At 57.2% G+C, this 24636-nt stretch carries 25 protein-coding genes, 1 tRNA gene and 3 pseudogenes; 19 read left to right on the top strand and 10 right to left on the bottom strand.

The features are described 5' to 3' along the window. Nucleotides 1-36 precede the first annotated feature (36 nt). The gene (locus F8N62_RS17160; RefSeq protein ID WP_150711773.1) at nucleotides 37-1518 is read right to left on the bottom strand and encodes a methyl-accepting chemotaxis protein; all 1482 of its coding nucleotides are present in this window, start codon (nucleotides 1516-1518) and stop codon (nucleotides 37-39) included. A gap of 146 nt (nucleotides 1519-1664) precedes the next feature. Here F8N62_RS17160 and F8N62_RS17155 point away from each other — a divergent pair, with 146 nt between their 5' ends. The 8 genes from F8N62_RS17155 to F8N62_RS17115 all read left to right on the top strand — a co-directional run bounded on the left by F8N62_RS17155 (nucleotide 1665) and on the right by F8N62_RS17115 (nucleotide 8256). Beyond that, entirely contained in the window at nucleotides 1665-2195 is a 531-nt protein-coding gene (locus tag F8N62_RS17155; protein ID WP_150711772.1) for a hypothetical protein, read from the top strand. A gap of 70 nt (nucleotides 2196-2265) precedes the next feature. Further along, entirely contained in the window at nucleotides 2266-2457 is a 192-nt protein-coding gene (locus F8N62_RS17150) for a PLDc N-terminal domain-containing protein (protein ID WP_028622263.1), read from the top strand. A gap of 261 nt (nucleotides 2458-2718) precedes the next feature. Then, nucleotides 2719-3594: a polyamine aminopropyltransferase gene (gene speE / locus F8N62_RS17145; RefSeq protein ID WP_150711771.1), complete on the top strand. Its 876-nt coding sequence runs from the start codon at nucleotides 2719-2721 to the stop codon at nucleotides 3592-3594. Between the two features lie 217 nt (nucleotides 3595-3811). After that, complete coding sequence (locus F8N62_RS17135) at nucleotides 3812-4045, top strand: hypothetical protein (protein ID WP_150711769.1); 234 nt, start codon at nucleotides 3812-3814, stop codon at nucleotides 4043-4045. Between the two features lie 216 nt (nucleotides 4046-4261). Next, nucleotides 4262-4603, top strand: coding sequence for a ribonuclease E inhibitor RraB (locus F8N62_RS17130; protein WP_150711768.1), 342 nt, complete (start codon nucleotides 4262-4264; stop codon nucleotides 4601-4603). A gap of 474 nt (nucleotides 4604-5077) precedes the next feature. After that, nucleotides 5078-6487: a circularly permuted type 2 ATP-grasp protein gene (locus tag F8N62_RS17125; protein WP_150711767.1), complete on the top strand. Its 1410-nt coding sequence runs from the start codon at nucleotides 5078-5080 to the stop codon at nucleotides 6485-6487. Between the two features lie 12 nt (nucleotides 6488-6499). Next, nucleotides 6500-7450, top strand: a complete 951-nt coding sequence (locus F8N62_RS17120; protein WP_150711766.1) for an alpha-E domain-containing protein — start codon at nucleotides 6500-6502, stop codon at nucleotides 7448-7450. Continuing rightward, the gene (locus tag F8N62_RS17115) at nucleotides 7447-8256 is read left to right on the top strand and encodes a transglutaminase family protein (RefSeq protein ID WP_150711765.1); all 810 of its coding nucleotides are present in this window, start codon (nucleotides 7447-7449) and stop codon (nucleotides 8254-8256) included. Before F8N62_RS17120 ends, F8N62_RS17115 begins: the two co-directional genes overlap by 4 nt. A 171-nt stretch (nucleotides 8257-8427) precedes the next feature. On the opposite strand, the gene F8N62_RS17110 is transcribed toward F8N62_RS17115, so the two are convergent. Next, nucleotides 8428-9240, bottom strand: coding sequence for a c-type cytochrome (locus F8N62_RS17110; RefSeq protein WP_150711764.1), 813 nt, complete (start codon nucleotides 9238-9240; stop codon nucleotides 8428-8430). 679 nt (nucleotides 9241-9919) lie between these two features. Here F8N62_RS17110 and F8N62_RS17105 point away from each other — a divergent pair. The 3 genes from F8N62_RS17105 to F8N62_RS17095 all read left to right on the top strand — a co-directional run bounded on the left by F8N62_RS17105 (nucleotide 9920) and on the right by F8N62_RS17095 (nucleotide 14114). Next, complete coding sequence (locus F8N62_RS17105) at nucleotides 9920-11125, top strand: acetyl-CoA C-acetyltransferase (protein ID WP_150711763.1); 1206 nt, start codon at nucleotides 9920-9922, stop codon at nucleotides 11123-11125. Between the two features lie 24 nt (nucleotides 11126-11149). Continuing rightward, the gene (locus tag F8N62_RS17100; RefSeq protein ID WP_150711762.1) at nucleotides 11150-13291 is read left to right on the top strand and encodes a 3-hydroxyacyl-CoA dehydrogenase NAD-binding domain-containing protein; all 2142 of its coding nucleotides are present in this window, start codon (nucleotides 11150-11152) and stop codon (nucleotides 13289-13291) included. A 94-nt stretch (nucleotides 13292-13385) separates the two neighbouring features. Beyond that, the gene (locus tag F8N62_RS17095; protein WP_150711761.1) at nucleotides 13386-14114 is read left to right on the top strand and encodes an amidotransferase; all 729 of its coding nucleotides are present in this window, start codon (nucleotides 13386-13388) and stop codon (nucleotides 14112-14114) included. Nucleotides 14115-14168: 54 nt separating this feature from the next. On the opposite strand, the gene F8N62_RS17090 is transcribed toward F8N62_RS17095, so the two are convergent. The 3 genes from F8N62_RS17090 to F8N62_RS17080 all read right to left on the bottom strand — a co-directional run bounded on the left by F8N62_RS17090 (nucleotide 14169) and on the right by F8N62_RS17080 (nucleotide 16898). After that, nucleotides 14169-15140: a magnesium and cobalt transport protein CorA gene (locus F8N62_RS17090; protein ID WP_150711760.1), complete on the bottom strand. Its 972-nt coding sequence runs from the start codon at nucleotides 15138-15140 to the stop codon at nucleotides 14169-14171. Between the two features lie 131 nt (nucleotides 15141-15271). Then, nucleotides 15272-15994 (bottom strand): lysophospholipid acyltransferase family protein, encoded by a 723-nt coding sequence (locus tag F8N62_RS17085; protein WP_150711759.1) that lies wholly within the window; start codon nucleotides 15992-15994, stop codon nucleotides 15272-15274. 214 nt (nucleotides 15995-16208) lie between these two features. Further along, complete coding sequence (locus tag F8N62_RS17080) at nucleotides 16209-16898, bottom strand: crotonase/enoyl-CoA hydratase family protein (RefSeq protein WP_150711758.1); 690 nt, start codon at nucleotides 16896-16898, stop codon at nucleotides 16209-16211. Between the two features lie 308 nt (nucleotides 16899-17206). Here F8N62_RS17080 and F8N62_RS17075 point away from each other — a divergent pair. Together F8N62_RS17075 and F8N62_RS17070 are read left to right on the top strand one after the other, a co-directional pair. Continuing rightward, a tRNA-Ser gene (locus tag F8N62_RS17075) sits at nucleotides 17207-17296 on the top strand. 225 nt (nucleotides 17297-17521) lie between these two features. Next, nucleotides 17522-17740, top strand: a complete 219-nt coding sequence (locus F8N62_RS17070) for a hypothetical protein (protein WP_150711757.1) — start codon at nucleotides 17522-17524, stop codon at nucleotides 17738-17740. Between the two features lie 207 nt (nucleotides 17741-17947). Here the strand turns inward: F8N62_RS17070 and F8N62_RS17065 are convergent, their stop codons facing one another. Then, a complete protein-coding gene (locus tag F8N62_RS17065) occupies nucleotides 17948-18940 on the bottom strand; it encodes a GlxA family transcriptional regulator (RefSeq protein WP_150711756.1) in 993 nt (330 codons plus the stop codon). Nucleotides 18941-19102: 162 nt separating this feature from the next. On the opposite strand from F8N62_RS17065, the gene F8N62_RS17060 reads away from it, so the two are divergent. The 4 genes and pseudogenes from F8N62_RS17060 to F8N62_RS17045 all read left to right on the top strand — a co-directional run bounded on the left by F8N62_RS17060 (nucleotide 19103) and on the right by F8N62_RS17045 (nucleotide 22106). After that, nucleotides 19103-20011 carry an MBL fold metallo-hydrolase gene (locus F8N62_RS17060; protein WP_224791376.1) on the top strand — a complete coding sequence of 303 codons (909 nt, stop codon included), beginning with the start codon at nucleotides 19103-19105 and terminating at the stop codon, nucleotides 20009-20011. 358 nt (nucleotides 20012-20369) lie between these two features. Further along, nucleotides 20370-20719 (top strand): annotated as a pseudogene (locus F8N62_RS17055) (hypothetical protein). 22 nt (nucleotides 20720-20741) lie between these two features. Next, nucleotides 20742-20924 carry a DUF1289 domain-containing protein gene (locus tag F8N62_RS17050; protein WP_150711755.1) on the top strand — a complete coding sequence of 61 codons (183 nt, stop codon included), beginning with the start codon at nucleotides 20742-20744 and terminating at the stop codon, nucleotides 20922-20924. A gap of 471 nt (nucleotides 20925-21395) precedes the next feature. Beyond that, nucleotides 21396-22106 carry a hypothetical protein gene (locus F8N62_RS17045; protein WP_150711754.1) on the top strand — a complete coding sequence of 237 codons (711 nt, stop codon included), beginning with the start codon at nucleotides 21396-21398 and terminating at the stop codon, nucleotides 22104-22106. 67 nt (nucleotides 22107-22173) lie between these two features. Here the strand turns inward: F8N62_RS17045 and F8N62_RS17040 are convergent, their stop codons facing one another. Beyond that, nucleotides 22174-22917, bottom strand: coding sequence for a hypothetical protein (locus F8N62_RS17040; protein WP_150711753.1), 744 nt, complete (start codon nucleotides 22915-22917; stop codon nucleotides 22174-22176). 127 nt (nucleotides 22918-23044) lie between these two features. On the opposite strand from F8N62_RS17040, the gene F8N62_RS17035 reads away from it, so the two are divergent. Together F8N62_RS17035 and F8N62_RS32320 are read left to right on the top strand one after the other, a co-directional pair. Further along, nucleotides 23045-23764 carry a hypothetical protein gene (locus tag F8N62_RS17035; RefSeq protein WP_150711752.1) on the top strand — a complete coding sequence of 240 codons (720 nt, stop codon included), beginning with the start codon at nucleotides 23045-23047 and terminating at the stop codon, nucleotides 23762-23764. Nucleotides 23765-23918: 154 nt separating this feature from the next. Next, nucleotides 23919-23999: pseudogene (locus tag F8N62_RS32320) on the top strand (hypothetical protein); the annotation flags it as partial. On the opposite strand, the pseudogene F8N62_RS17030 reads toward F8N62_RS32320, so the two are convergent. The 3 genes and pseudogenes from F8N62_RS17030 to F8N62_RS31920 all read right to left on the bottom strand — a co-directional run. Further along, nucleotides 23995-24174, bottom strand: a pseudogene (locus F8N62_RS17030) (hypothetical protein); the annotation flags it as partial. The pseudogenes F8N62_RS32320 and F8N62_RS17030 overlap by 5 nt on opposite strands. Continuing rightward, complete coding sequence (locus tag F8N62_RS31925) at nucleotides 24107-24283, bottom strand: OprD family porin (protein WP_263597217.1); 177 nt, start codon at nucleotides 24281-24283, stop codon at nucleotides 24107-24109. The pseudogene F8N62_RS17030 and the gene F8N62_RS31925, both read right to left, overlap by 68 nt. Next, the gene (locus tag F8N62_RS31920) at nucleotides 24280-24582 is read right to left on the bottom strand and encodes a hypothetical protein (RefSeq protein ID WP_224791378.1); all 303 of its coding nucleotides are present in this window, start codon (nucleotides 24580-24582) and stop codon (nucleotides 24280-24282) included. The genes F8N62_RS31925 and F8N62_RS31920 overlap by 4 nt, the downstream gene beginning before the upstream one ends. Nucleotides 24583-24636: the final 54 nt, after the last annotated feature.

Raw genomic sequence — 24636 nt, 5'->3', positions numbered from 1 at the left:
AAACCTGTGGGAGCGAGCCTGCTCGCGAAGGGGCCATCACAGCTTGAGCTGGCCGATAGCCTTGCTCAACTCCCCAGCCAACGCCGCCAGCGCATCGCTGGTCGTCGCCGAATCCACGGTCTGCTGCACGGTGTTCTCGGTCACATCGCGAATGCTCACCACCGCCCGGTTCATCTCCTCCGCCACATGGCTCTGCTGCTCGGCCGCCACCGCAATCTGCGTATTGCTTTCGCGCATCTGCGCCACTGCGCTGGTAATTTCCAGCAACGCGGCGCCGGCCTCCTGGGCCTGTTGCACACAATCGTCGGCCTTGAACGAGCTCTCCTGCATGAAATCCACCGCGTCCCGGGTACCGGCCTGCAACGCCGAGACCATCAGCGTGATTTCATCGGTCGACGCCTGCACCCGCTTGGCCAGGTTGCGCACTTCATCGGCCACCACCGCAAAACCGCGCCCCATCTCCCCGGCGCGCGCCGCTTCAATCGCGGCGTTCAACGCCAGCAGGTTGGTTTGCTCGGCAATGCTGTGAATCACATTGACCACGCCATTGATCTTCTGACTGTCCTCGGCCAGACGCTGAATCATCTCGGCCGTTTGCTGCACGCCAGACGACAGACCGGCAATCGACTTCTGCACCCGGCTGACCACTTCCTGACCGCTACCGGCCAAGGTGTCGGCGGTTTGCGAGAGATCGCGGGTGGCGCCGGCATGCTGGGCGATGTGATGAACGGTGGCGGTCATTTCGTTGATCGCCGTGGCGGCCTGATCGGTCTCACTTTGCTGGCCGAGCATGCCGTGGCGCACCTCGTTCATGCTCGATGCCAGCCGCGCGGCGCCGACATCCAGTTGTCGGGCGGTGCTGGCGACGGTGTGGACCACCCGCTGATATCCAGCCTGCATGGCATTGAACGCGCCGGCCATTTGCCCGACTTCATCGGTGCAGGCCAGCGGCACGCGAGCTGCCAGGTCCCCGGTCTTCTCGACGTGCAGCATCACGTCTTTCAAGGTATTGAGCTGGCTCAGCAGAAAGCGGATCAACAATTGCGACGCGCCCAGCATCGCCAGCATCAGGATGAACACCGCCACTGCGTAGTTGGCGAAGCGTTCGCCGAACACTTGAGTCAGGCTCGGACCATGGGCGATCAGCGCCACTTGTTGGCCATCGGTGTGCGTGAACACTTCGGCACCCATCAACGGATTGTCGCCGAACAGCGGCATCGCGTTGATCTCGACCCAGCCGCTGGCGTCGGCCAGTTCCGGCACGGGTATTTCGTGCAGCAACGGTGCCTGGCCCCGACTGAACGTGAGCAGGTTATCGGCCTTGGGCAGCGCTTGCCCGGCAGGCCAGCCCTTGAGCAAGCGCGCCTGCGCTTGCGCGGACGCTTGGGACGCGTGACTGCGCGCCTGTTGTTCGAGCTGCACGGCGTACAACACCAACAACAGGGTAGTGATGAAGGCGACGGCGTTCACCGCCCAGAATTTGTATTTCAGCGAAATGTTGCTAATCCAGGCACCCATGGAGGTTTTCTCTGATAGCGGAAACAGCATTGGCAAGGTGCCAGCATTGTGCCGCTACTCGTGGCGCCGGTTCTTGATGTGCATCAACGTTCCCGTGCGCTATCCTTCGCGCCTTCAAAATTCCCTCGCTACAGGATTCCGCCCTCATGAAAGCCGCACTCGTCGAACTCATCAGCAAAATCAGCTCCGGGTGCATGAGCGAAGACGAAATCCTCAAGGTCGCTGACGAAGCGGCCCAGGCCTACGCCGATCCCGTGGCTTTTCTGACGGCCAATCCGGACATCAACTACGACGACACCTTCCCGATTCCATTGGGCGAGTGGGTGGTGGTCGGCAGCCTGCCGGAAACCGTGCTGTTCCAGGCCGACACCTACGTGGACCTGTTCGCCCAAATCGTCTCGTCGTTCGGCCCGGGTGTGAATTTCAATATCAAACCCAAGCAGTTGGCCAAGACCGAAGCCCTGACCGCGCTCAATCGCATTCAAGTGCAGATGGGCAGCATGAGCAAGGAAAACGGCGGTTACACGCTGGTGAACTTCAGCCAGTTGCTCGACGACGAACTGCAAGTGGTGCTGGTCTACGGCAACGACGTACCGCGCGTGCTCGAGTTGTGCGCCGAGGTTGGTATCGCCGCGGCACCTTCACTGGAAGCCTTGAAAATCGCTATCCACGTTTGATGGAATAAAACGGAACCCTCGCAATGGCCGACTATCCTAAGCATGCACACCACTTTTAGGGAGCGACACCATGGGTTCCACGTTCAACGGCCTGATCGGCCTGATCATTCTTGCCCTGGACATCTGGGCAATCATCAACGTGCTGAAAAGTGGCGCCAGCACCGGGATGAAAATCGTCTGGGTCCTGCTGATCCTGCTGCTGCCGGTGCTGGGCCTGATCATCTGGGCCATCGCCGGACCACGGGGCAACGTGCGGATCTGATCCGTATCCCAGCAACACCACCAAACCTGTGGGAGCTGGCTTGCCTGCGATTTTGGCGCTGCGGTCTGTCAGACGGACCGTAGCGATCCCATCGCAGGCAAGCCAGCTCCCACAGCAATTGTGTTGGCCTGGCAACTGACGTTCGACCTGTCATCTTCCGCGACGTAGAATGCGCGCCTTTCCCGGGCAATCGAGCGGATCGATTGGCCTTCATGGGCGGGTAACCGTCCGTTGCCACCCGCATTCATCGGAGCACTTCCCATGAGCACCACCCCTACCAGCGAGTACCTGGAAACCCTCTACGAAGGCTACGGCCAGCGTTTTCGCATGGAAAAACTGCTGCACGAAGTGCGCACCGAACACCAGCACCTGGTGATTTTCGAAAACCCGCGCATGGGCCGCGTCATGGCGCTGGACGGTGTGATCCAGACCACCGAAGCCGACGAATTCATCTACCACGAAATGCTCACCCACGTGCCGATCCTGGCGCATGGCAGCGCCAAGCGCGTGCTGATCATCGGCGGCGGCGATGGCGGCATGCTGCGAGAAGTGGCCAAGCACCGCAGTGTCGAGCACATCACCATGGTCGAGATCGACGGCACCGTGGTGGACATGTGCAAGGAATACCTGCCGAACCACTCCAAGGGCGCGTTCGATGATCCACGCCTGAACCTGGTGATCGACGACGGCATGCGCTTCGTCGCGACCACCACCGAAAAATTCGACGTGATCATTTCCGACTCCACCGACCCGATCGGGCCGGGCGAGGTGCTGTTCTCGGAAAACTTCTACCAGGCCTGCCGTCGTTGCCTGAACGAAGGCGGCATTCTGGTGACGCAGAACGGCACGCCGTTCATGCAGATCGAAGAAGTCAAAACCACCGCCGGACGCCTGCGCAGCCTGTTCCCGGACTGGCACTTTTACCAGGCGGCCGTGCCGACCTACATCGGCGGCTCCATGACCTTCGCCTGGGGCGCGACCAACACCGCCTATCGCAAACTGTCCCGCGAATGCCTGCAACAGCGCTTCGCCGGCAGCGGCATCATCACCCGCTATTACAACCCGGAAATTCATATCGGCGCGTTTGCATTGCCGCAGTACGTGTTGCAGGCGATCAACAAACCCAGCAACGACTAACGACCTCACACTACCCCTGTAGGAGCGAGCTTGCTCGCGATGAACTTGAGGGCGTCGCCTGTTTCCAGACAGCGCGCGTTATCGTTCACGCCCATCGCGAGCGAGCTCGCTCCTACAAGGGAATGCGTCAGCGGGCCGTAATCCATTTGAACGATCAGTCCGGGCAAAAGTCCAGATAGTTGTAAGCCCATTTGCGGGTTTGTTCGAGGAGGCACTGATGCAAAAGTGGAAGATCACTTTCGTGGATGATCACGGCGAAACAGTCGACGAAATCTTTGAGTGTGACGAGTGCCCGGATAACGAGCACGCCGCCAGACTGCTCAAGGAGCGTCTTTTCCCTGTCGCCGCCGAACTGGATCTGAACGATCTGGAAGGGCGCACAGCTGATGCAAGCGTCAAAAGTCTCAAGACCCAGAACAGCATACAAATCCTCGGCATTACTCCCGTCTGAAACCTCGTGTCATCCTCTTGAAATAACCAGGCCTTGGCAGCGCGTCTCACTTGAGGCTACTCTGCAAGCGAGATCAGCGAATGGATCGCTAAGGTCTGGTCTTGTCAGCTACATGCTTGTTTCCCATCGGCAAAACGCTTGCCGCATCGCGCGCACCATTCGGTTGCGGGCATCGGGAGTACGGAAAGTCTATCCATCAGTTCAGGAGGACGATTCATGAGCACAGCCTATCAAGAAGACATCAGCAGCTCGGTGCTGCGCCGCATGAAAGAAGGCGGTTTCGACTTTTCACGATTCCATCCGATCGAGTTCTACGCCATTTTCCCGGACGAGGAGCGGGCACGCAGGGCGGCAGGGCATTACTGCGGTGAGTCCATGAACGCACAAATCAGCGTGCGCGACGACGGGGCCTGGGCCCTGGAACTGAGTAAAGTGATGTCCGCCACCTACGACGGCATCGGCGACTTTGAGCAGGACTTCGAGGCAGTGGTCGAGCCATTGGGCGGCATCATCGAAGGATGGGGCGTCAAGCAGGAGGTACGAGGGCTACTCGCATAACACTATGAACAGCGACAACATCCACTAACGGCTGACCTTCGGGTTGGCCGTTTTAGTTTTTGCTATTGGTAGCAAAAGATCGCAGCCTGCGGCAGCTCCTACAGGGGCACGCGTTCCTGTGTAGGAGCTGCCGAAGGCTGCGATCTGTTGATCTTGTTTTCAATTCGTAACATTTCAAAAAGACAAAAAAAACCGCCTGAACAGGCGGCTAAAAGGGAAGTTGAGTGAGCATTTCCAGCGAATGCACGGATTATCCGCATCGACGCCCGAGCAGTGAAATCAACTCTGGCTATGCTGGTGATAGGCAACTGCATTGCTTCGCAATGAAGCGGGGGCGATCAGGTGGGGGCATTTGCCGCACAGGAATGGTGCGGTGCGTGCAATTCAATTATCCAACTGATTGAAATTTAAGCGTTTATGCCGATGGCACGGGCCTTGCGAAGGCCTGTAGGTCCGGGTGACAAGGAGTACGGCATGATCCGCACCTATTTTGATGAGATGTACGATGCCGGCGGCCAGGTCCGCCCGCATTATCGGGAGTTTGCCCGTTGGCTGGCCGAAACGCCTGACGAGCTTCTGGCACAACGGCGACGCGAGGCCGATCTGCTGTTTCATCGCGCCGGCATTACTTTCACGCTCTACGGGGACGAGCAGGGCACAGAGCGCCTGATCCCCTTCGACACTATTCCGCGCAGCATTCCCGCCAGCGAATGGCGGATCGTCGAACGCGGCTGCATCCAGCGGGTCAAGGCGTTGAACATGTTCCTCGCCGACCTGTATCACGAGCAACGCATCATCAAGGCCGGCATTATCCCGGCCGAGCAAGTGCTGGCCAACGAGCAGTATCAGTTGGCAATGCAAGGCCTGGATCTGCACCGGGACATCTATTCCCACATCTCCGGCGTCGATCTGGTGCGCGACGGCGACGGCACGTACTACGTGCTTGAAGACAACCTTCGTACACCCAGCGGCGTGAGCTACATGCTCGAAGACCGCAAGATGATGATGCGGCTGTTCCCCGAGCTGTTTTCGGCGCAGCGCATTGCCCCCATCGACCACTATCCGAACCTGCTGCTCGATACCCTCAAAAGCTCCAGTCCGATCGACAATCCAAGCGTTGTGGTGCTGACGCCGGGTCGCTTCAACAGTGCGTTTTTCGAGCATGCGTTTCTGGCCCGGGAGATGGGCGTTGAGCTGGTGGAAGGCGCGGACCTGTTCGTGCGTGACGACAAGGTGTTCATGCGCACCACCGACGGGCCAAAAGCCGTCGATGTGATCTACCGGCGTCTCGACGATGCGTTCCTCGATCCGCTGGCGTTCAATCCGGATTCGATGCTGGGCGTGCCGGGTCTGCTGTCGTCGTACCGCTCGGGCAACGTGGTGCTGGCAAATGCCATCGGCACCGGGGTGGCGGACGACAAATCGGTGTATCCGTTTGTCACCGACATGATCCGTTTTTACCTGGATGAGGAGCCGATCCTGAAGAACGTTCCGACGTTTCAGTGCCGTAATCCCTCCGAGCTTTCCCACGTGCTGGCGAATCTTCCAGAGTTGGTGGTCAAGGAAACCCAGGGCTCCGGCGGTTACGGAATGCTGGTGGGGCCGGCGGCGACGGCGGCGGAAATCGAGTCGTTCCGCGCGCGCATCAAAGCCAAGCCCCACGCGTACATCGCGCAACCGACGTTGTCGCTGTCGACCTGTCCGACCTTTGTCGAAAACGGCATCGCGCCACGCCACATCGACCTGCGCCCGTTTGTATTGTCTGGCCGCGAAACACGGGTTGTGCCCGGCGGTTTGACGCGTGTGGCGCTGCGTGAAGGCTCCCTGGTGGTGAATTCCTCCCAGGGCGGCGGAACCAAGGACACCTGGGTGGTCGAGGATTGAAGGAAGCTTGCCATGTTAAGTAGAACTGCCTCGGATTTGTATTGGATGTCGCGTTACCTGGAGCGGGCGGAAAACCTCGCACGGATGCTCGACATCAGTTATTCGCTGTCGCTGATGCCACAGGATGGTCGCGGTGACGGTCTGCACGAACTGGCCATGCCGCTGCTGATTACCGGCACGCTGGACGATTACCTGGAACGCCACGGCGAACTGCACGCCGAACGGCTGCTGCACTTTTTCGCCCTGGACGCGGCCAACCCGGCCAGCATCTACAGCTGCCTTGGTTCGGCCCGGGCCAGCGCCCATGCCGTGCGTGGTCGAATCACTGCGGACATGTGGGAAAACATCAACGCCACCTGGCTGGAAATTCGCGGGATCGCCGAGCAGGGCCTGAGTCGCTACGGCATGAGCCGTTTCTGCGAGTGGATCAAGGAACGGTCCCACCTGTTTCGCGGCGCGTCCTACGGCACGATCATGCGTAACGATGCGTTCCGCTTCATCCGCCTCGGCACGTTTATCGAAAGGGCGGACAACACGCTGCGTTTGCTCGACGCCCGCTACGAAATGGCCGGCGATCAGGCCGAAGCAGTCAGTGACGGCACGGCTCACGCCTATTACCAGTGGAGTGCGTTGCTGCGGGCGCTGTCGTCATTCGAGGCTTACACCGAAATCTATCGCGACGCTCCGGGCGCCCGGCATGTGGCAGAACTGCTGCTGTTGCGTGCCGATGTGCCGCGCTCCCTGCGCGCGTGCACTGAGGAAATCGACCAGATCCTCGCCCAGCTCCCGGGGGCCAATGGTCGTCCGGCGCAGCGGCTGGCGGCGGAGATGGACGCGCGCCTGCGCTACACCGGCATCACCGAAATTCTCGACGAAGGCCTGCACGCCTGGCTCACCGAGTTCATTCCGCTGGTGCGCCAGTTGGGTAACGCCATACACAGTTCCTACCTGGAGGCTGCATGAGACTTTCCATAAGCCACGAGACCACCTATCACTACGAAGATCAGGTGCGGGCGAGCATCCAGTATTTGCGGCTCACCCCTCACGACAGCGAGCGCCAACACGTGCTGAGCTGGCAACTCGACCTGCCGCGCCCGGTGCGCGCGCAGCTCGATCCGTTCGGCAACATCCTGCATGTGCTGACCATGGACGAGCCGCACGAGGCGATCATCATCGGTGCCCGTGGTCAGGTCGACATCGACGAACTGCGCGAAGCGGAGCACGAGAGCCAGTCGGCGCTGCCGTTCCTGCGTTTTACCCGTCTGACCGAGGCCGACGAAGCCTTGCGCGCCTTTGCCGCAAAGGAATGCAAACAACGCCGCGACCGCTCGGCATTGATCGACTTGATGCACGGCCTGAACTCGCACATGACCTACACGCCGGGCTCCACCGAAGTGGACACCAGCGCCGCCCATGCTTTCGCCGGGCGTTCGGGGGTTTGTCAGGATCACACCCACGCCTTTCTCGCCTGCGCCCGCAGCCTGGGCATTCCGTCGCGTTATGTGTCGGGGTATTTGTACAGCGAGAACTGCGAACACTTGGCCAGTCACGCGTGGGCGGAAGCCTGGCTGGATGACGCGTGGTACAGCTTTGACGTGACCAACCAACTGGCCCGACCGGAGCGTCATTTGAAACTGGCGGTGGGGCTGGATTACCTGGACGCCTGCCCGGTGCGCGGCATGCGTCGGGGCGGTGGCTGTGAGCAGATGCATGCGAAGGTGTTCGTGTCGCCGACACCGATGCCGGTTATCTCCGTCCAGCAGCAGTAGCCATCGTTTATTGGGGAGGAAGTGCTGTTGTGGCGAGGGGATTTATCCCCGTTGGGCTGCGCAGCGGCCCTGAAACCTGCCTGCACTCAGCCCTCTGATACACCGTAGCGCCTGATTCAGTGCCGCTGCGCGGCACAACGGGGATAAATCCCCTCGCCACGGGTCTATCGGCTACTCGGGCGTAATCTGTTTGCGTCCCGCCATGTGCTTCAAATACCCCACCAACCTATCCAGATCCCCATCCGGCAACACCTGTGCCGAGAACCCCGGCATCTTTGCCTGCGGCCACTGCCGCAAACTCTGTGGATCACGGATGTAGCGCTTGAGGAAATCCGCCGCAAAATATTCGGTGGGATTAAACGGAACATTCAAATCCGGCCCGAACTGCGCATCGCCGGCGCCATTGAGTCGATGACACGCCAGGCAGTTCTTCTGAAACAACGCGAACCCTTGTTTTATCGGGTCGTCGGCCTTCAACGCTGGATCAGGCAACAGAGCAGGGAAGCGCTCGGCGACGGGTGCCAGGCGCTTGATGCTTGCCACTTGAAAAGGCCATTGTTCAGGGCTGATGTTGCCCGCCTGCGGGTCAGTCCAGACCAGATAGAACGGTCCCGCACTCGGCTTGCCCGCCGACAGTGCCGGCCACGGTTTGGCCGGATCCTCAATGGCCAACCACGCTCGTGCGCCCTTGGCATTGAGCAACGGCGCGGCCGCCAGTTCAGCGGCGAAACCATCCAGCGCGACGGCTTGCAAGTGATCGTCAGGCTTGATGCCGGTCAACAGCGCGGCCAGGGGCACGGCGCGATAGCTCATGTCCCGTTTGTAGGAAACGTCGTTGGTGATCGTGAGGGTCTGGGTCTGAGGATGCGTTAGCAGTTCATCGGTCTGCCAGGTGCGGCTGTTCGCGCCCAGCTCGAGGTTCAGCTGTGCGGTAAACGCAGAGGTGCTGAGCAGCAAGCCCCCGAGAAAAATGAGCGTTTTCAACAGATGCCATCCATGTCGTGGAAGTGCCGCAAAGGGTCGCACACCCACGCCGGCCCGGGTAGCGAGCCAGTCACATTTTTGATGCCGCGATTTGAAGCTTTGACGCCGTATTCATGTGAATCCGACTAGCCGATCACCTTGGTCAGGTTCGGCAAAATCAGCAACAGCGTAGTGGCGAAAAGAATGAGCCCGGCTTGACGTACTTTCGAATGTTTGAACATGGCTTGACCGCCTTTTTTGTTATTTCCTGATGCCTGCCTGCATATCTCCATGACGGCAGAGCGTTGCACTTCCTGTAAGACGAGTGCCTCGGCAAAACCCGACGACAACTTCGTACATCTTCACCTTAGGGCCCGCGTCACCCGTGGCTTAGATCCATTTCATATGGAAGGCTTGGAAATTGCTTTAAAAAAGGCATGAGGCCTATTGCCAGCTTCTTTGGCGCCCGTTTGCTAGACAGCTCGGTGTCCTGAAACGGTTAATCGCCTTGCGCACTACCGTCCGTCTGAGCGTGTCCGTCAACGCTCGTGAGCATTGCGGTCATTGAATCGGCGGCGGCTCGGCTTAAGGTGAGCGTACCTATTCAAGATCAAAGATCGCAACCTGCGACGCGTCGTGTGTAGGAGCTGGCGCAGGCTGCGATCTTTTGAGGCTACTCACCATCAGGTTCGAGGACGTCATGACCCAAGCTTTTATTTTCGATGCGTTACGCACGCCCCGCGGCAAGGGCAAGGCCGACGGCGCTCTGCACAGTGTCAAACCGGTGAACCTGGTGGCCGGGTTGCTCAGGGCGTTGCAGCAGCGCACTGCCCTGGACACCAGTCAGGTTGATGACGTGGTGTTGGGTTGCGTGACGCCAGTGGGCGATCAAGGGTCCGACATCGCCAAGACCGCGACTCAGGTGGCCGATTGGGACGTCAGCGTGGCGGGCGTACAGATCAACCGTTTTTGCGCATCGGGGCTGGAGGCGGTCAACCTCGGGGCGATGAAAGTGCGTTCCGGCTTCGAAGAACTGGTGGTGGTCGGCGGTGTCGAATCGATGTCCCGCGTGCCGATGGGCAGCGACGGTGGCGCTTGGGCGTTGGACCCGGAAACCAACCTGCACAGCCATTTCACCCCGCAAGGCGTCGGTGCCGACCTGATCGCCACCCTTGAAGGTTTCAGCCGTCAGGACGTCGATGCCTACGCACTGCACTCCCAGCAGAAAGCCGCGCGGGCCCGAGCCGACGGTTCGTTCAGCAAATCGCTGGTGCCGGTGCAGGACCAGAACGGCATCGTGCTGCTCGATCACGATGAGTTCATCCGCGCCGAATCCACCCTCGAAGGCCTGGGCAAGCTGAAAGCCAGCTTCGAGATGATGGGACAGATGGGCTTCGATGCAACGGCGTTGCGGGTCTACAGCCACGTCGAACGGATCAACCATGTGCACACGCCGGGCAACAGTTCCGGGATCGTTGACGGCGCAGCGTTGATGTTGATCGGCGCTGAAGCCAAGGGCCGCGCACTGGGCTTGCAGCCACGGGCGCGGATCGTGGCCACAGCGGTCACCAGCACCGACCCGACCATCATGCTTACCGGCCCGGCGCCGGCGACTCGCAAAGCGCTGGCCAAGGCCGGGCTGCGGGTCGAAGACATCGACCTGTTCGAAGTCAACGAGGCGTTTGCTTCGGTGGTCCTGAAATTCATCAAGGACATGGCCATCGACCCGGACAAGGTCAACGTCAACGGCGGCTCCATCGCCATGGGCCACCCGCTCGGCGCCACCGGTTGCGCGATCCTCGGCACATTGCTCGATGAACTGGAAACCCGGCGCCTGCGCTACGGCCTCGCGACACTGTGTGTCGGCGGCGGCATGGGCATCGCCACCATCATCGAACGCCTCTGAGCCCCGATTTCAAGGAAATGCTCCATGACTAATGCCATTCGCTACGAAAAGGGCCAGGACCAGATCGTCGTCCTGACCATCGACATGCCGGGCCAGAGCGCCAACACCATGAACGCGGTTTACCGCGAGGCCATGGCCGCGTGCGTCGCTCGACTGGTTGCCGAGAAAGACAGCATTGCGGGCGTCATCATCACCTCGGCCAAGAACACTTTCTTCGCCGGCGGCGACCTCAACGAGCTGATCAAGGTGGGCAAGCCGGAGGCCAAAGCCTTCTATGACATGGTGCTGACGCTGAAGAGCCAGTTGCGCACCCTGGAAACCCTCGGCAAGCCGGTGGTCGCCGCGATCAATGGCGCCGCGCTGGGCGGGGGCTGGGAGATTTGTCTGGCGTGCCATCACCGCGTGGCGCTGGACAGTCCATCGGTGCAGCTGGGTCTGCCAGAAGTGACGCTCGGCCTGCTACCGGGCGGCGGCGGGGTAGTGCGGATGGTGCGCATGCTCGGTCTGGAAAAAGCCCTGCCGTACCTGCTTGAAGGCAAGAAAGTTCGCCCGCAGCAAGCGTTGCAGGCGGGTTTGATCGATGAGCTGGCGATGGATCACGATGAACTGCTGAGCAAGGCGCGCGCCTGGATCCAGGCGAATCCCGTGGCGGTGCAGCGCTGGGACGTGAAGGGTTATCAAATTCCCGGTGGCACGCCGTCGAATCCGAAAGTTGCGCAGATGCTGGCCATTGCACCGTCGATCCTGCGCACCAAAACCCAGGGCTGCCTGCCTGCGCCAGAGAAAATTCTCTGCGCCGCGGTCGAGGGCGCCCAAGTGGATTTCGATACGGCGCACTTGATCGAGACCCGTTACTTCACCGAATTGACCACCGGCCAGATCTCGAAAAACCTCATTGGCACTTTCTGGTTTCAACTCAACGAGATCAATGCCGGCGGCTCGCGGCCCCAAGGGTTTGCGCCTTACGTGACGCGTCGCGTGGGTGTTCTGGGCGCGGGCATGATGGGCGCCGGTATCGCCTTCGTCAGCGCCTCGGCCGGTATTGAAGTGGTGCTCAAGGACATCAACCTTGCGGCAGCGGAGAAGGGCAAGGCGCACTCGGCGGCGTTGCTGGACAAGAAAGTCGCCCGGGGCCAGTTGAGCGCCGAGCAAAGGGAAGCGGTGCTGGCGCTGATTAAAACCACTGAACATGACGCTGATCTGGCCGGCTGCGACCTGATCATTGAAGCCGTTTTCGAGGACCGTGAGCTGAAAGCCAAGGTCTCTTCGGCCGCGCAACGTGTCGTTGGTCCAGACGCGGTGATCGCCTCCAACACCTCAACCTTGCCCATCAGCGGGCTCGCCACTGCCGTGCCGGATCAGAGCAAATTCATCGGCCTGCATTTCTTCAGCCCGGTCGAAAAAATGCCGCTGGTGGAAATCATCAAGGGTGTCAATACCAGCGAAGAAACTCTGGCTCGCGGGTTCGATTTCGTCCTGCAAATCAAGAAAACGCCGATTGTCGTCAACGACAGCCGCGGCTTCTTTACCTCGCGGGTGTTCGGCACCTTTACCAACGAAGGCATCGCCATGCTCGGCGAAGGCGTGAGTGCGCCGATGATCGAGACCGAGGCGCGCAAGGCTGGCATGCCGATCGGGCCTCTGGCGATCTCCGACGAAGTGTCCCTCAGCCTCATGAGCCATATCCGCCAGCAAACAGCCAAAGACCTGCAAGCCGAAGGCAAACCGCTGATCGAGCACCCGGCGTTCGCCGTGATTGACTTGCTGCTCGAATACAAACGTCCGGGCAAGGCCGCTGGCGGTGGTTTCTACGAGTACCCGGCCGCTGGTCAGAAGCATTTATGGCCAGAGCTGAAAAGCCGTTTCGAAAAACCCGACGGGCAGATTTCGCCGAAGGACGTGCGTGATCGGCTGCTGTTCGTGCAAGCCATTGAGACGGTACGTTGCGTCGAGGAAGGCGTGCTGACCTCGACGGCGGACGCCAATGTCGGCTCGATCTTCGGCATCGGTTTCGCGGCGTGGACCGGCGGCGCGCTGCAGTTTATCAACCAGTACGGCGTGAAAGACTTCGTCGCCCGCGCCCAGTACCTGGCCGAGCAATACGGCGAACGCTTTGCGCCACCCGCGCTGCTGCTGGAAAAAGCGGCGAAAGGGGAGGCGTTTTAAGGGACCGATGACGCACTCAGGGGCTTGCCTGTCACCGTGTTTCGAGGCAGGCTCTGAGGTGTGCATTATTCCCATCATGTGTCAGGTATTTTTTATGTCGTTACGCATCTGCATTCTGGAAACCGACATCCTGCGTCCGGAACTGGTCGATCAATATCAGGGTTACGGGCAGATGTTCCAGCGTCTGTTTTCGCAGCAACCCATCGAGGCCGAGTTCACCGTCTTCAACGTGATGCAGGGCGAGTACCCGAGCGATGATCTGACCTTTGACGCCTATCTGGTCACCGGCAGTAAAGCCGATTCCTTCGGCACCGATCCGTGGATCGAGACCCTCAGGGCCTACCTGCTGACGCGCTACGAGCGTGGCGACAAACTGCTGGGCGTGTGCTTCGGACATCAATTGCTGGCGTTGCTGTTGGGCGGCAAAAGCGAACGCGCGACCCAGGGCTGGGGCGTTGGCACGCACAATTACAAACTCGCGGCCAAGGCCCCGTGGATGAGCCCGCTGCGCGAAGAGCTGACGTTGTTGATCAGTCACCAGGACCAGGTCACCTCGCTACCGGAAAACGCCACGGTGATCGCCTCCAGCGAATTCTGCCCGTTCGCCGCGTACCACATCAACGATCAGGTTCTGTGCTTCCAGGGACATCCGGAGTTCATTCACGATTACTCGCGGGCGTTGCTGGATATTCGCCAGGAAGCGCTGGGCGAGCAGATTTATTCCAAAGGTATGGCGAGCCTTGAGCAGGAACACCACGGCACCACGGTTGCGGAGTGGATGATGCGGTTTGTGGCGCACAAACCGGATACCCATTCGGTTTAAGGGCGGGCACATCACCTGTGGAGAGGGAACAAGCTCCCTCTCCACATAGGCTTGTCAAAGCCACCCCGATCTCTTGAAACTGACCCACAAACTCACACACCCCACCGCAATAAACCCCAACACCGCAAAATACCCGTAATGCCACGTCAGCTCGGGCATGTTCTGGAAATTCATCCCGTAAATCCCGGCCACCGCCGTCGGGAACGCCAGAATCGCCGCCCACGCCGCAAACTTGCGCTGCACCACGCTCTGCCGTGACGCTTCCAGCAATACCCCGATTTCAATGGTCTGGCTGGCGATATCCGCCAAGGTCGACAGGTCTTCCATTTGCCGTGTCACGTGGATCTGCACATCGCGGAAATACGGGCGCATGTTTTTGTCGATGAAAGGAAAGTTGAGCTTCTGCAGCTCCTCGCTGATCTCCACCATGGGCGCCGCGTAACGACGCAAACGCACAACGTCCCTGCGCAGGCTGTGGAGTTTCTGGATGTCGTGCTCATTCAACGAGCTGCACAACACGTTGCGCTCCAGATCGTCGATTTCGGCATGAATGGCTTCACCCACCGGCTGGTAGTTTTCGATGACGAAGTCGAGGAGGGCATAGAGTACGAAATCTTCCCCGTGTTCCAACAGCAGCGGACGTGCCTCACATCGTTGTCGGACGTGGGCGTAGGACGCCGAATGCCCATTGCGCGCGGTAATGATGTAGCCGTTACCGGCAAAGATATGCGTCTCGATGAACTCAAGTTTGCCTTCGTGACGGATCGGCGAATACGTGACGATAAACAGCGCGTCGCCGAAGGTTTCAAGCTTGGGCCGACTGTGTTTTTCCAGGGCATCTTCGATGGCCAGTTCGTGCAGGTTGAACTGGCGTTGCAGGTTGGCCAACTCTTGGGCATCCGGCTCTTCGAGACCGATCCAGACAAAATGGCCAGGCTTGGCAGCCCAGGCCGCGCCTTCGTCGAGGGTAATATTGGTGACTTTTTTACCAGCGCTGTAAACCGCAGCAGCAACAACTCTACCCATGATTCAGCTTCACTTCTTGTTAGCAGGTGGCAGTGGCAAGCAGCGTTCAGCTTAGCCTTGTCTGCTGCTTGAGAGTCAGCAAAATCCGTAGAGTTCGCGGCAAAACAAAACCCGCACACGGCGGGTTTGTTTTACGCGGCTTGCAGTTGCCGATCCATCGAGGCGATGCACTCGCGCATCTGCTCGCGGCACTGCGCTATCAGCAGCGGCATGTCGTCCAGGCTCAGGCCTGCCGTAGGAATGGCTGGCAGCGAGCGGATCAGAATTTTCCCACCGTTCCAGCGGTTCAATCGCATGTGTTTGACGTAACTGCTGACGCACACGGGGACAATCGGCACACCCGCTGCGATCGCCATCTGGAACGCGCCTTTTTTAAAGGGCAGCAGCTCTTCACCGAGGTTGCGTGTGCCTTCCGGGAACACCCAGATCGAGGTGTCCTCATGCTGCAAAGTATGGGTGGTGGTCAGCATCGACTGGCGTGCCTTGTGCGCATTGCCACGATCAATCAACACATTACCCGCCAGCCAGAACAACTGACCAAACAGCGGCACCCACTTCAAGCTTTTCTTGCCGATGCACACGGTGCGGCGGGGCACCACGTTACCGAACACAAACAGGTCGTAGTTGGACTGATGGTTGGCGATGATCACGCAGCTCTCAGGCTTGTCCATCAACGGACCGACTTCGGCTTTCACCCGCAAACGCAGAATGCACATTGCCGGCCACGCATACAGGCGCGCGCACAGTCGGCTGTTGTCCGGATTGAATGGCCGGCACAGACCCAAAATCACCCCGAGCACACCGGCCAGAATAAAATGCAGTCCCATCAAGAACATACGCGACACAAACAGCATTTACAGGCCCCACCGGAACAAAAGGTGGCGCAGTGTACGGATGTGCACTGTTTTCGGCAATTACCCCTGGTGACGCAGGAGATAGGCGATGTTTGAGCGTATGTTTCCGACTTGCGTGTCAGACGCGTTCTAGAGCGGTTGTAGGCTTTTCAACCAAGCGTGTATGAAAAAGCCCGACACTAAGGTCGGGCTTTTCTGTGTGGCACGTTCAGGCTTAACCCAAATGTTCCTGATCGAGGATGATCGCGTTGTCCAACGTATCCAGCAGCGCCTTGCGCACTTTGAGTTTGGTGTTCTTGTGCGCCGTCATATTGATCTTCTTCAACTGACGAGCCGCTGCCAATGCCGCGCCTTGCAGTTCTTCGGCCGACACCACGACATCGAGGAAGCCAGCATCCACGGCGCTCTGTGGATTGAACATCTCGCCATTGATTACCGAACGGTGGAACGCCGACTTGCGCAGACGATCACGCGCGATCTCGATACCGGCGTGGTGCATGGTCATGCCGATCTGCACTTCGTTCAGACCAATGCTGAACGGGCCGTCGACCCCAATGCGGTAATCCGCCGATAACAACAGGAACGCACCCTTGGCCACCGCATGCCCAGGGCACGCGACAATCACCGGGAAGGGGTGCGACAACAGGCGGCGAGCCAGGGTCGAACCGGCAGTCACCAACGCCACGGCTTGTTTCGGGCCGGAGGTCATCACCTTCAAATCATAACCGCCCGACAGAATGCCCGGCGTGCCGGTAATGATCACCACCGCGCGATCAGTCACGGCCTGATCCAGCGCTGCGTTAAACGCAGCAATCACGTCGGGGGAGATGGCATTGACCTTGCCATTGCTCAAGGTCAGGGTCGCGATACCGTCTTCGAGGTGGTAGGAAATCAACTCACTCATGACGCTATTCCTTGTATGAAAGTTGGAGCAGACGTTACCCACCGCCGCCGGCCAGGTAAAGCGCCGTGACTGACCCGTCAGTCACCGTTTCACCTTCCGGGCACGCGCGGCCAGCCATGCCTGACGCACGTTACCGACTATATAGAAGCAGATGCGCAGCCAGAGATTGGCAGGTTTGCCATGACCCAGAACCTGCGGAACGTCTAAAACGCTAAGCACATGAAAATTCTGCAAAAAAAATTTGCCATCGGAAAAGCTTTCGACTACATTAGCGCGCCTCGACAGACAGAACATGTTTGAAGAGATACGGTGAAGTGTCCGAGTGGCTTAAGGAGCACGCCTGGAAAGTGTGTATACAAGAAATTGTATCGAGAGTTCGAATCTCTCCTTCACCGCCAAATTTGTAAAACACAAACCCCTGATTTTCCTAGAGAAAGTCGGGGGTTTGTGGTTTTTGGCGTCTGAAAAAAGGCCATATGGGACTGATATGGGACTGGCGCCCTGTTCTGGTGCGTAAAGTAGTCGGAAAAGGTTCAATGGACTCAAACGCCAGCGTTTGTGCTGGAAGCTGTTCTGACCCACTTGAACTAGGCTCTCTCCACCACTCATGAAGGACGGCCGCCATGCTAGATAATTCAGACTGCAAGATTGCCGCGGCAGACGCTCTGGCATTGCTTCTTCACAACCAACATGCCTTGGGTGCGGCGATAGAAAAGATCACTAAGTGGCTTTCAGAGAATGGCGTAGAGAGTGTGGCAGATAACGCAGTCGTGGCCATGGAAACCCTGGACACAAATGCAAAAGCGATTACAGATGCGATTATGCAACTACGGCAGTCCTAGGGAATCGCCCCTGGCTCTGCAAACTCAAATGACTGGCAACTATGAGTCCTTTTCAGACCTTCACAGTAGGCAGCAATCCGCCAGAAGCAGCCTCTCGGGATTGATCCCTTTTGACCCAAAAGAGACATACGTCTTTCGCCAAAGCGGCCATACCCATCCATAGATGATACTGATGGCTGACTGTTCACAGGCATGGTTGGGCGGTCTCTACTCTCTTTTGATTGAGGCGTCCAAATAGCCTTGTTGGCCTTCACAGAAGAGCCGCCTGTATGCAGAGGGTGACGTGTGCAGCTGGCTTGCAAAGTGTTGACGCAGTGACAGCGCGGTGCCAAAGCCTACCTCGCTCGCAACGCGCTCAATCGACAAATCCGTGGTTTCCAGTAACTGCTGTGCCCTCGCAATACGCTCGGCAGCCAGCCACTTGACAAAGGTGGTTCCCGTAGCCTCACGAAACCGTCGGGTGAAGGTTCTCCGGCTCATGCGCGCTATGTCGGCCAATACATCCAGTGACAGCGGCTCCGACAAATGCTCGCGTGCCCACTCCAGCACTCCGGGTAAACGGTTCTCGCTGGGCAGTGCCGGCACCGGCTGCTCTATGTATTGCGCTTGTCCGCCCTGACGGTGCGGTGGTGTCACCAGCAACTTCGCCACGCGGTTGGCAACGTCAGCGCCATGGCGCTGACGCACAAGGTTCAAGCAGCAGTCAATCGCCGCAACCGTCCCTGCAGACGTAATGACGTTGGCGTCGTCCACATACAGCACGTCAGGGAGAAAGTTCGCCAGCGGAAAGCGCTTGGCGAAGAGGTCGCGGCAGGCCCAATGGGTCGTCGCGCGCCGCCCGTCCAATAAGCCTGCATCACCCAGCACGAAGGCGCCCAGGCACAGGCCGACCACCTGGGCACCGCGAGCGTGGGCTTTGCGCAGGGCTTTCGACAGGACAGCGGGAGCAACGTTTTCGGGATGGTTCCAAGCAGGAACGATGACAAGGTCGGCATCCTCCATGGCGTCGAGGCCGCCAGGCACCTCAATCTCCATGCCTTGGTCGCAACGAACACGGCCAGGCGTCGGCGCGCAGTACCGCACTTCGTACGGAGGCAGTCCGCTGGGTGCCGGCGCCACGCCGAACACGATGCCAGGCACCGAGAGGTGAAAGAGGCTGACACCTTCGAAAGCAAGCACGGCGACACGGACGGGCTGCATGGAGTCTCCAGAAACAAGTGAACAACAATAATGGCCCAATTATATCTATCATTGTCATTTGGGCCAATGGCGCAAAATCCTGCCGATCCGCAAAATTGACCCTAACGCACAAACGAAACCTCCATTACGCGCAATCAGCAAATTATTGAAAAGGAAAACCCCATGAAAGTCTTGAGCCCTTTGCGCAGCGGCATTGCCCTGAGTGGCATCGCTATGCTCCTCGCCTGCGGCACCGCATACTCCGGCACCAGCGACCCGGCAGCGTCCACGTCTGTGGCGAACGCAGTCCAAGTCCAGCAAATTCGCAACGCTACCGTCAAGATCGACTTCGCTGGCACCACGTTTCTGGTCGATCCCATGCTCTCAGCCAAGGGTGGGTTCCCAGGCTTTCCAGGCACCTACCGCAGTGAATTGCGCAACCCATTGGTAGACCTGCCTTTCTCGGTTGATGAGGTGTTGAACAGCGTCGAAGCCGTCGTGGTGACCCACACCCACACGGACCACTGGGATGAAGCTGCGCAAAAGCAGATTCCCAAGAACATGCCTATGTTTGTGCAAAATGAAGTCGATGCCAAAACAATTCGGGGTCAAGGCTTTAAGGATGTGCGTGTCCTCAAGGGCACAACCACGTTCAACGGCGTGAAGCTGAGCAAGACCGGCGGCCAGCACGGCAGTGATTTGTGGTTTGCAGACCCTGAACGTGCTGAAGCGATGGGCCCCGTCATGGGCGTCGTGTTTTCTGCTCCCAAAGCCAAAACGGTTTATGTCGCCGGCGACACCGTATGGCGCCCGGAAGTGGATCAAGCATTGAAGCAGCACAAGCCAGACGTGGTGATCCTGAACACGGGCAGCGCTCTCATGAGCGGTTTTGAGGAGCATCCCATCATCATGGGCAAGCAAGACACACTGCAGGCCACTAAGGCAGCGCCCAATGCGGCCATCGTTGCCGTACACATGGATGTCGTGAACCACATGTCGCTCAGCCGTAAGGAATTACGCGCTTTTGTGCAAGAAAACAAAATTCAGGATCAGGTGATGATTCCTGAGGATGGTGAGTCCATGAAGTTCTGATGAAACAAGGCTGCCTAGAAATTTAGGCAGCCTCTCAGACTCTACAAATGACTTCATCGACCAAACACCTCAAGACTGCTTGCATTGCCTTCTACGGCATGACCACTTCCCTCCGTTCATTGCTCTGTCTCGGGGGTCTGCATAAATTTTAAAAGTGACGAGAAACCGACGGCCCAAAAGTCTGCTTTTGGCGATGCTGGAGGTCAGGTCAGAAGGTCCGGTTGTGGCCGTTTACTACCGGTGCTGACCGGCAGCGTTGGGTCGATTACGGACTTTCGTGATAGGCAACAATCAGCAGAATTCGTAGATCCGACCGGAATGATTCAACTCTTCCCACTACTCACCGAAGGATCCCGCAATGCCCCAAGGTAAATGTGAACTGGCACGGATCGAACGACGGTTGGTTGCCACGCTCACCGAAGCGTGCGAAACAGCAAAACTTGAGATTAAAGGTTTTGCCTGGCTTACCCACACCGCCGACATGAACGCGTTGACTGAAACCCTCCAAGTGACTTGGGTTGTCGAAACTCAGGTAGACAAAAAGCTCGCCCAGGCTTCCGAAAAAGCGCGGATATTCGAGCTAATGTCTATTGCGCTGATCGAGGCAACATCGAGGTGAAGACTTCAGATCACCTAGTCCGGTTCGACTCTGAGGAGGAGTGCCTGCGCACTCACGGCGGTGATTGGAAGAAGCGTCTTGCGCAATAACGCATACCAAAGGTGATTGACGATGGCTAAAGAAATCGAAAACCCGTGCATTTCGGTTTGCCAATTGAGCGGTGACATGTGTGTGAGCTGCGGGCGCAGCAAGGACGATATCAGGAAGTGGAAACGCATGAAGCGGCCTGAAAAAATGGCTGCTGTGCAAAGGGCGAATGTGCGCTTGAACAGTCTGAAGAAAGCCCAACGATAGTCATCCTGGGTGATCCTTTGCAGCATTTAACACTAGGCAACAATTGACGAGGAGCGAACTGTAGACGCATCCCACCTAGGACTGTCGGAGTCGCAGTAATGCCCCACCACTCCTCTGCAAAGTCTTGCAATCTGTGTCAGTGCAAAATGCCCCAATCCCCGCAGCGGGCTTGGGCGGACGCAACCTTTTCACCCCACGTCCCATTTGCACAAAATAGTGTCACAAAGCCCGCCGGCGGGCGGAAATAAGTGATTTTTTCGACGAGAACTTTCTTTGTTCGTCGCATTTCCTGATATAAAAATCCTCCGCTGAAGCGCTCCCTATGACAAATACAACGATGCGCAATGTGTTGTGTTAGAGAAGCCACCAAGCTAGCTCTTAGCAAGCTAATTACTGAGGCGCATTAATTCCGTGGCCATTCGAAACAAACTGAACTACATTTCACGAAGCCTGTAGGGGCCCTCATTTTTTATGAGCCTCAGCGCCGATAATAAGCATGGCCACAAAAAAAATTCTATGACTGGGGTTAAATTAATGACAATTAGTCGATTGGCGCTTTACGGTGCGCTATGTTGTTTCGGGATGAATGCTTACGCTAACGAAGCTTCTATAGTGATCCCGAACTATGGCGGAGGCGATAGCGCCGAAACTCACCGGGAGAAAATGTTAAAAGCCGCTCGTAGTTTTCGAAGCGAGGAAACTAAAAAGGAAAGTGCGAAAGAACCAGCGGCACTTGAGAAGAAGACGACTGTAACAGAGAAGAATAAGAATAGTCCTGAGAAGAGCAAGATCGTAGCGGAGAAAAACAAGACGAGCACTGAAAAAAGCAAGATTGCAGCAGACAAGAGCAAGGCTGAATCTGAAAAGCAAAAAACTCAAAACAAAAAAATTTATTCTTATGTTAACACCTCAAACTTCAAGAGCCCTGTTGGTGCTAACACCCAAGAGGAAGCACTAAGAGCCTTGAACAAAGACATTGATAAAGCGGAGCAAGACGCATCTAAGCCTTTTCTAAACCATATAAGCGGTAAAATCACAAACAGGCCTACCCCTACCTGTAAAATTGGTGAGCACCAAAAAAAGTGGTGGTGTGAAAGCACTGTTATTTTTTCTGGCCAAACGTATTCAGACCCAGCAAAAGAAAAGCAAGCAACACATACAACCAAGGTGCAAGAGCGATAAAATCACTAAAGAATCTGACTATAAAAGGCAGGCCTACTCAGGCCTGCCATACAATTGTGGGGTTTAGCTATAGCTGCGAAAATTTAGACCGCATGTCAGCATCTTCTGTCACCACAATTTGCTCTTTACCATTTACATCTACGAATTTGTACTCCCCCCTTACTCTCAGCCCGGGAGTTACTGAGGGGTCTATGTAGAAAGAAGAGATGACAATGCCGAGGTAGTCAGAATACATATTTATCAGCGACAGTGCATCCGGCGCATAAGTAAAATCCCCGCTAGTACCACCATACTTCATCAGGCATTCGTAGGTATAAATATTCCCAGGCAAGGTTGCAAGATACCTATCCGCTTTTAGGTTTTTAACTTGCTTACAGGCAGTAGCGCTTTTACCTACACCTTGAGGATTTATATTCTCGCTAAAAATCTTGAATTCGCTAGCTGGCCATGGCCCGCTGGATGAGTACTTTAGCTTTGTAGTTTTCATGGGCGATGTAAAAAAAGCAGAAAACCCATGATATGCGGGCAACAACGTATTCCAGCTTCCAGTGCCAGAAACCGGCGTGGAGTTTCGATAGTTCGTTATCTGTGTATTTACTTCGGCCCCATCTTTGAAAATTCTTGAGGTGGAACTCAGGAGTTTTGATGTCGCCGCTCCAGCTTCAGGATCGTACTCATACTGCTTTCTTATTTCTGGGCTAGGTGCCTCTAACGCAGCTGGCCAATCCCGTAGTTTTTTAAGTTCAGCCGATGCATGGCCTACGTAGGCGAGGAGCACGGCGCTCAGTGCTGCAATAGTCAGTCGGTTCATACGGATCCCTTAATGTACAATGAGCATAGGCTTGAACGCACCTTTTTCATCAACCGCCAGAAGGCTATGGAAAGCTAGCAAAGCTGGGGCAATACTGCATGAAAATAGACACACATGGAGCACCCAAATGTACCCCCGCGCCCAATTTTTTATAACGGCTGCAGTTATGTCGGCAATCCTCAGCCTGAGCTTTGGTGCCAATGCTACCTGTTACACGACCAACAATGATTGTTCGGGGGCTAACAGTAAGTACCGCTACGATGGAGAGTCTGCTGCCGTCCCGAGTATATCCAACCAGGCAAGCGATCAGGCGAAAGTAGCTGCCGCGGCATCAGCTCTCGAAGCTATTGGCACGTTTCTCGACAAGCAGGATGAGCAAGCGCGTCAAGCGGAGCAACAGAGGATCGACCAGGAGCGAGCCAATTCCGAGCGTGAGCAACGGCAGAGTTCGCAGACGCAAAGAAACTTCCAATCTCTGGACTCGTTCGAGGCGTCAATGGGTAACGACGATTGGCAATCACGCGCATCAGATACTTCTTCAAAAAAAGGATCGTCAGTTGCCAAAAAGCCTCCACAGACATCTAGTACAGGTGATTGCAATTGCCGGGAGGAGGCTGGAATCTGCAATGCGACAGTTGTTGTTGTGAAAAAAAGATCAACTGGTGCCGACTTTAAGGTTACGTCTTCAGCCCCAAGGTGTTCAAAGGTAAGCTATTACATCGACAACACGCCAATGCTCACGGTGCTCAACAACACAAATAGCGCCATGGAACATGCTGCGGGCCTGACCAAAATCACGAACAAAACGTTTGAAGTCGAAAGCTGCAAAGTCTGCGCGTCGAAGTAGCCGTGACACCCGACCCTGGTGATGTTCAAGACAGTCAGCAGTCGGCCAATTGCGGACCTTGGAAGTATCATCTCCTTGGACAGACACCGCGTCGATTGTTGACTGCTAGGCTGAACTGTCCATGGAGGATTCACGATGCCCAACTCAGACCTGCGCGGTGTGGAGCTCCTGTTCGCCGGACTTCGGTATCCACGGCGTGTTGGACCGCTTCGGCCAGATTGAGCCTAAGGTGTTAAGTCGCAGGCACGCAGTTTGCTGTCGATAGCCAAGTTGAAGAGCGCCAGATCCCGTGTCTTCTCCGCAAGCTGGAGCCTGACCCGGATGGCCCAGATATCTCTGACTCTAAGCGGGCTTTCTAACCGACATGCGTGGCGAGACCCGGTCGAAAGAACCTGCGCGCAGTGACAGATTGTTAAACACCTCACTGACGACACTTGCCCCCTCGAAACTCAAAGGTGGAGCGCGGTTATTATAATCGGCAAGGACCGGCGTACTAATGCCCTGTCGACCCATGGTCAACGTGGTGTTGGAAATACGCGTCTTAAGATTGGCGATACCCAACTTGCTCCATTCCCCAGCACATCACCATCACTGTCGGCCAACGGACGGTTGTTGGGCCCCGCTACCGCCGCCCGATCACGCACCAGGGCAATAGTGTTAAATCCCGCAATTTCGCCACTGAAGCCGACTTGTCCCTGAGTAAAACCGGACGAATGGTTCAGATAGTCCCCTGCACCCAGGTATCCCGACTGGTTAGTTCCCACCCGAATACCATCTGCCTTGTAAAAAAGCGGTAAAGCGGGGAGCCAGTAGATCATTCGCGTGAGTACCAATTGCGTGGCAGACCCGAGAGGTGCTGGTCTTCGAGAAAA

The organism is Pseudomonas fluorescens, assembly GCF_902497785.1.
GTDB classification, from domain to species: Bacteria; Pseudomonadota; Gammaproteobacteria; order Pseudomonadales; family Pseudomonadaceae; genus Aquipseudomonas; species Aquipseudomonas fluorescens_BO.
This window is presented reverse-complemented; position numbering and strand designations above follow the sequence as displayed.

What these genes read in the sequence shown, in the direction of transcription:
- F8N62_RS17035 (WP_150711752.1), top strand. Translation starts at nt 23,045, where the DNA reads ATGTACCCCCGCGCCCAATTTTTTATAACGGCTGCAGTTATGTCGGCA.
- F8N62_RS17150 (WP_028622263.1), top strand. Translation starts at nt 2,266, where the DNA reads ATGGGTTCCACGTTCAACGGCCTGATCGGCCTGATCATTCTTGCCCTG.
- F8N62_RS17125 (WP_150711767.1), top strand. Translation starts at nt 5,078, where the DNA reads ATGATCCGCACCTATTTTGATGAGATGTACGATGCCGGCGGCCAGGTC.
- F8N62_RS17065 (WP_150711756.1), bottom strand. Translation starts at nt 18,940, where the DNA reads ATGCAGCCCGTCCGTGTCGCCGTGCTTGCTTTCGAAGGTGTCAGCCTC.
- F8N62_RS17085 (WP_150711759.1), bottom strand. Translation starts at nt 15,994, where the DNA reads ATGCTGTTTGTGTCGCGTATGTTCTTGATGGGACTGCATTTTATTCTG.
- F8N62_RS17115 (WP_150711765.1), top strand. Translation starts at nt 7,447, where the DNA reads ATGAGACTTTCCATAAGCCACGAGACCACCTATCACTACGAAGATCAG.
- F8N62_RS17130 (WP_150711768.1), top strand. Translation starts at nt 4,262, where the DNA reads ATGAGCACAGCCTATCAAGAAGACATCAGCAGCTCGGTGCTGCGCCGC.
- F8N62_RS17070 (WP_150711757.1), top strand. Translation starts at nt 17,522, where the DNA reads ATGCTAGATAATTCAGACTGCAAGATTGCCGCGGCAGACGCTCTGGCA.
- F8N62_RS17155 (WP_150711772.1), top strand. Translation starts at nt 1,665, where the DNA reads ATGAAAGCCGCACTCGTCGAACTCATCAGCAAAATCAGCTCCGGGTGC.
- F8N62_RS17120 (WP_150711766.1), top strand. Translation starts at nt 6,500, where the DNA reads ATGTTAAGTAGAACTGCCTCGGATTTGTATTGGATGTCGCGTTACCTG.
- F8N62_RS17050 (WP_150711755.1), top strand. Translation starts at nt 20,742, where the DNA reads ATGGCTAAAGAAATCGAAAACCCGTGCATTTCGGTTTGCCAATTGAGC.
- F8N62_RS17045 (WP_150711754.1), top strand. Translation starts at nt 21,396, where the DNA reads ATGAGCCTCAGCGCCGATAATAAGCATGGCCACAAAAAAAATTCTATG.
- F8N62_RS17040 (WP_150711753.1), bottom strand. Translation starts at nt 22,917, where the DNA reads ATGAACCGACTGACTATTGCAGCACTGAGCGCCGTGCTCCTCGCCTAC.
- F8N62_RS17060 (WP_224791376.1), top strand. Translation starts at nt 19,103, where the DNA reads ATGAAAGTCTTGAGCCCTTTGCGCAGCGGCATTGCCCTGAGTGGCATC.
- F8N62_RS31920 (WP_224791378.1), bottom strand. Translation starts at nt 24,582, where the DNA reads ATGATCTACTGGCTCCCCGCTTTACCGCTTTTTTACAAGGCAGATGGT.
- F8N62_RS17160 (WP_150711773.1), bottom strand. Translation starts at nt 1,518, where the DNA reads ATGGGTGCCTGGATTAGCAACATTTCGCTGAAATACAAATTCTGGGCG.
- F8N62_RS17090 (WP_150711760.1), bottom strand. Translation starts at nt 15,140, where the DNA reads ATGGGTAGAGTTGTTGCTGCTGCGGTTTACAGCGCTGGTAAAAAAGTC.
- F8N62_RS17105 (WP_150711763.1), top strand. Translation starts at nt 9,920, where the DNA reads ATGACCCAAGCTTTTATTTTCGATGCGTTACGCACGCCCCGCGGCAAG.
- F8N62_RS17080 (WP_150711758.1), bottom strand. Translation starts at nt 16,898, where the DNA reads ATGAGTGAGTTGATTTCCTACCACCTCGAAGACGGTATCGCGACCCTG.
- speE (WP_150711771.1), top strand. Translation starts at nt 2,719, where the DNA reads ATGAGCACCACCCCTACCAGCGAGTACCTGGAAACCCTCTACGAAGGC.
- F8N62_RS17100 (WP_150711762.1), top strand. Translation starts at nt 11,150, where the DNA reads ATGACTAATGCCATTCGCTACGAAAAGGGCCAGGACCAGATCGTCGTC.
- F8N62_RS17135 (WP_150711769.1), top strand. Translation starts at nt 3,812, where the DNA reads ATGCAAAAGTGGAAGATCACTTTCGTGGATGATCACGGCGAAACAGTC.
- F8N62_RS17095 (WP_150711761.1), top strand. Translation starts at nt 13,386, where the DNA reads ATGTCGTTACGCATCTGCATTCTGGAAACCGACATCCTGCGTCCGGAA.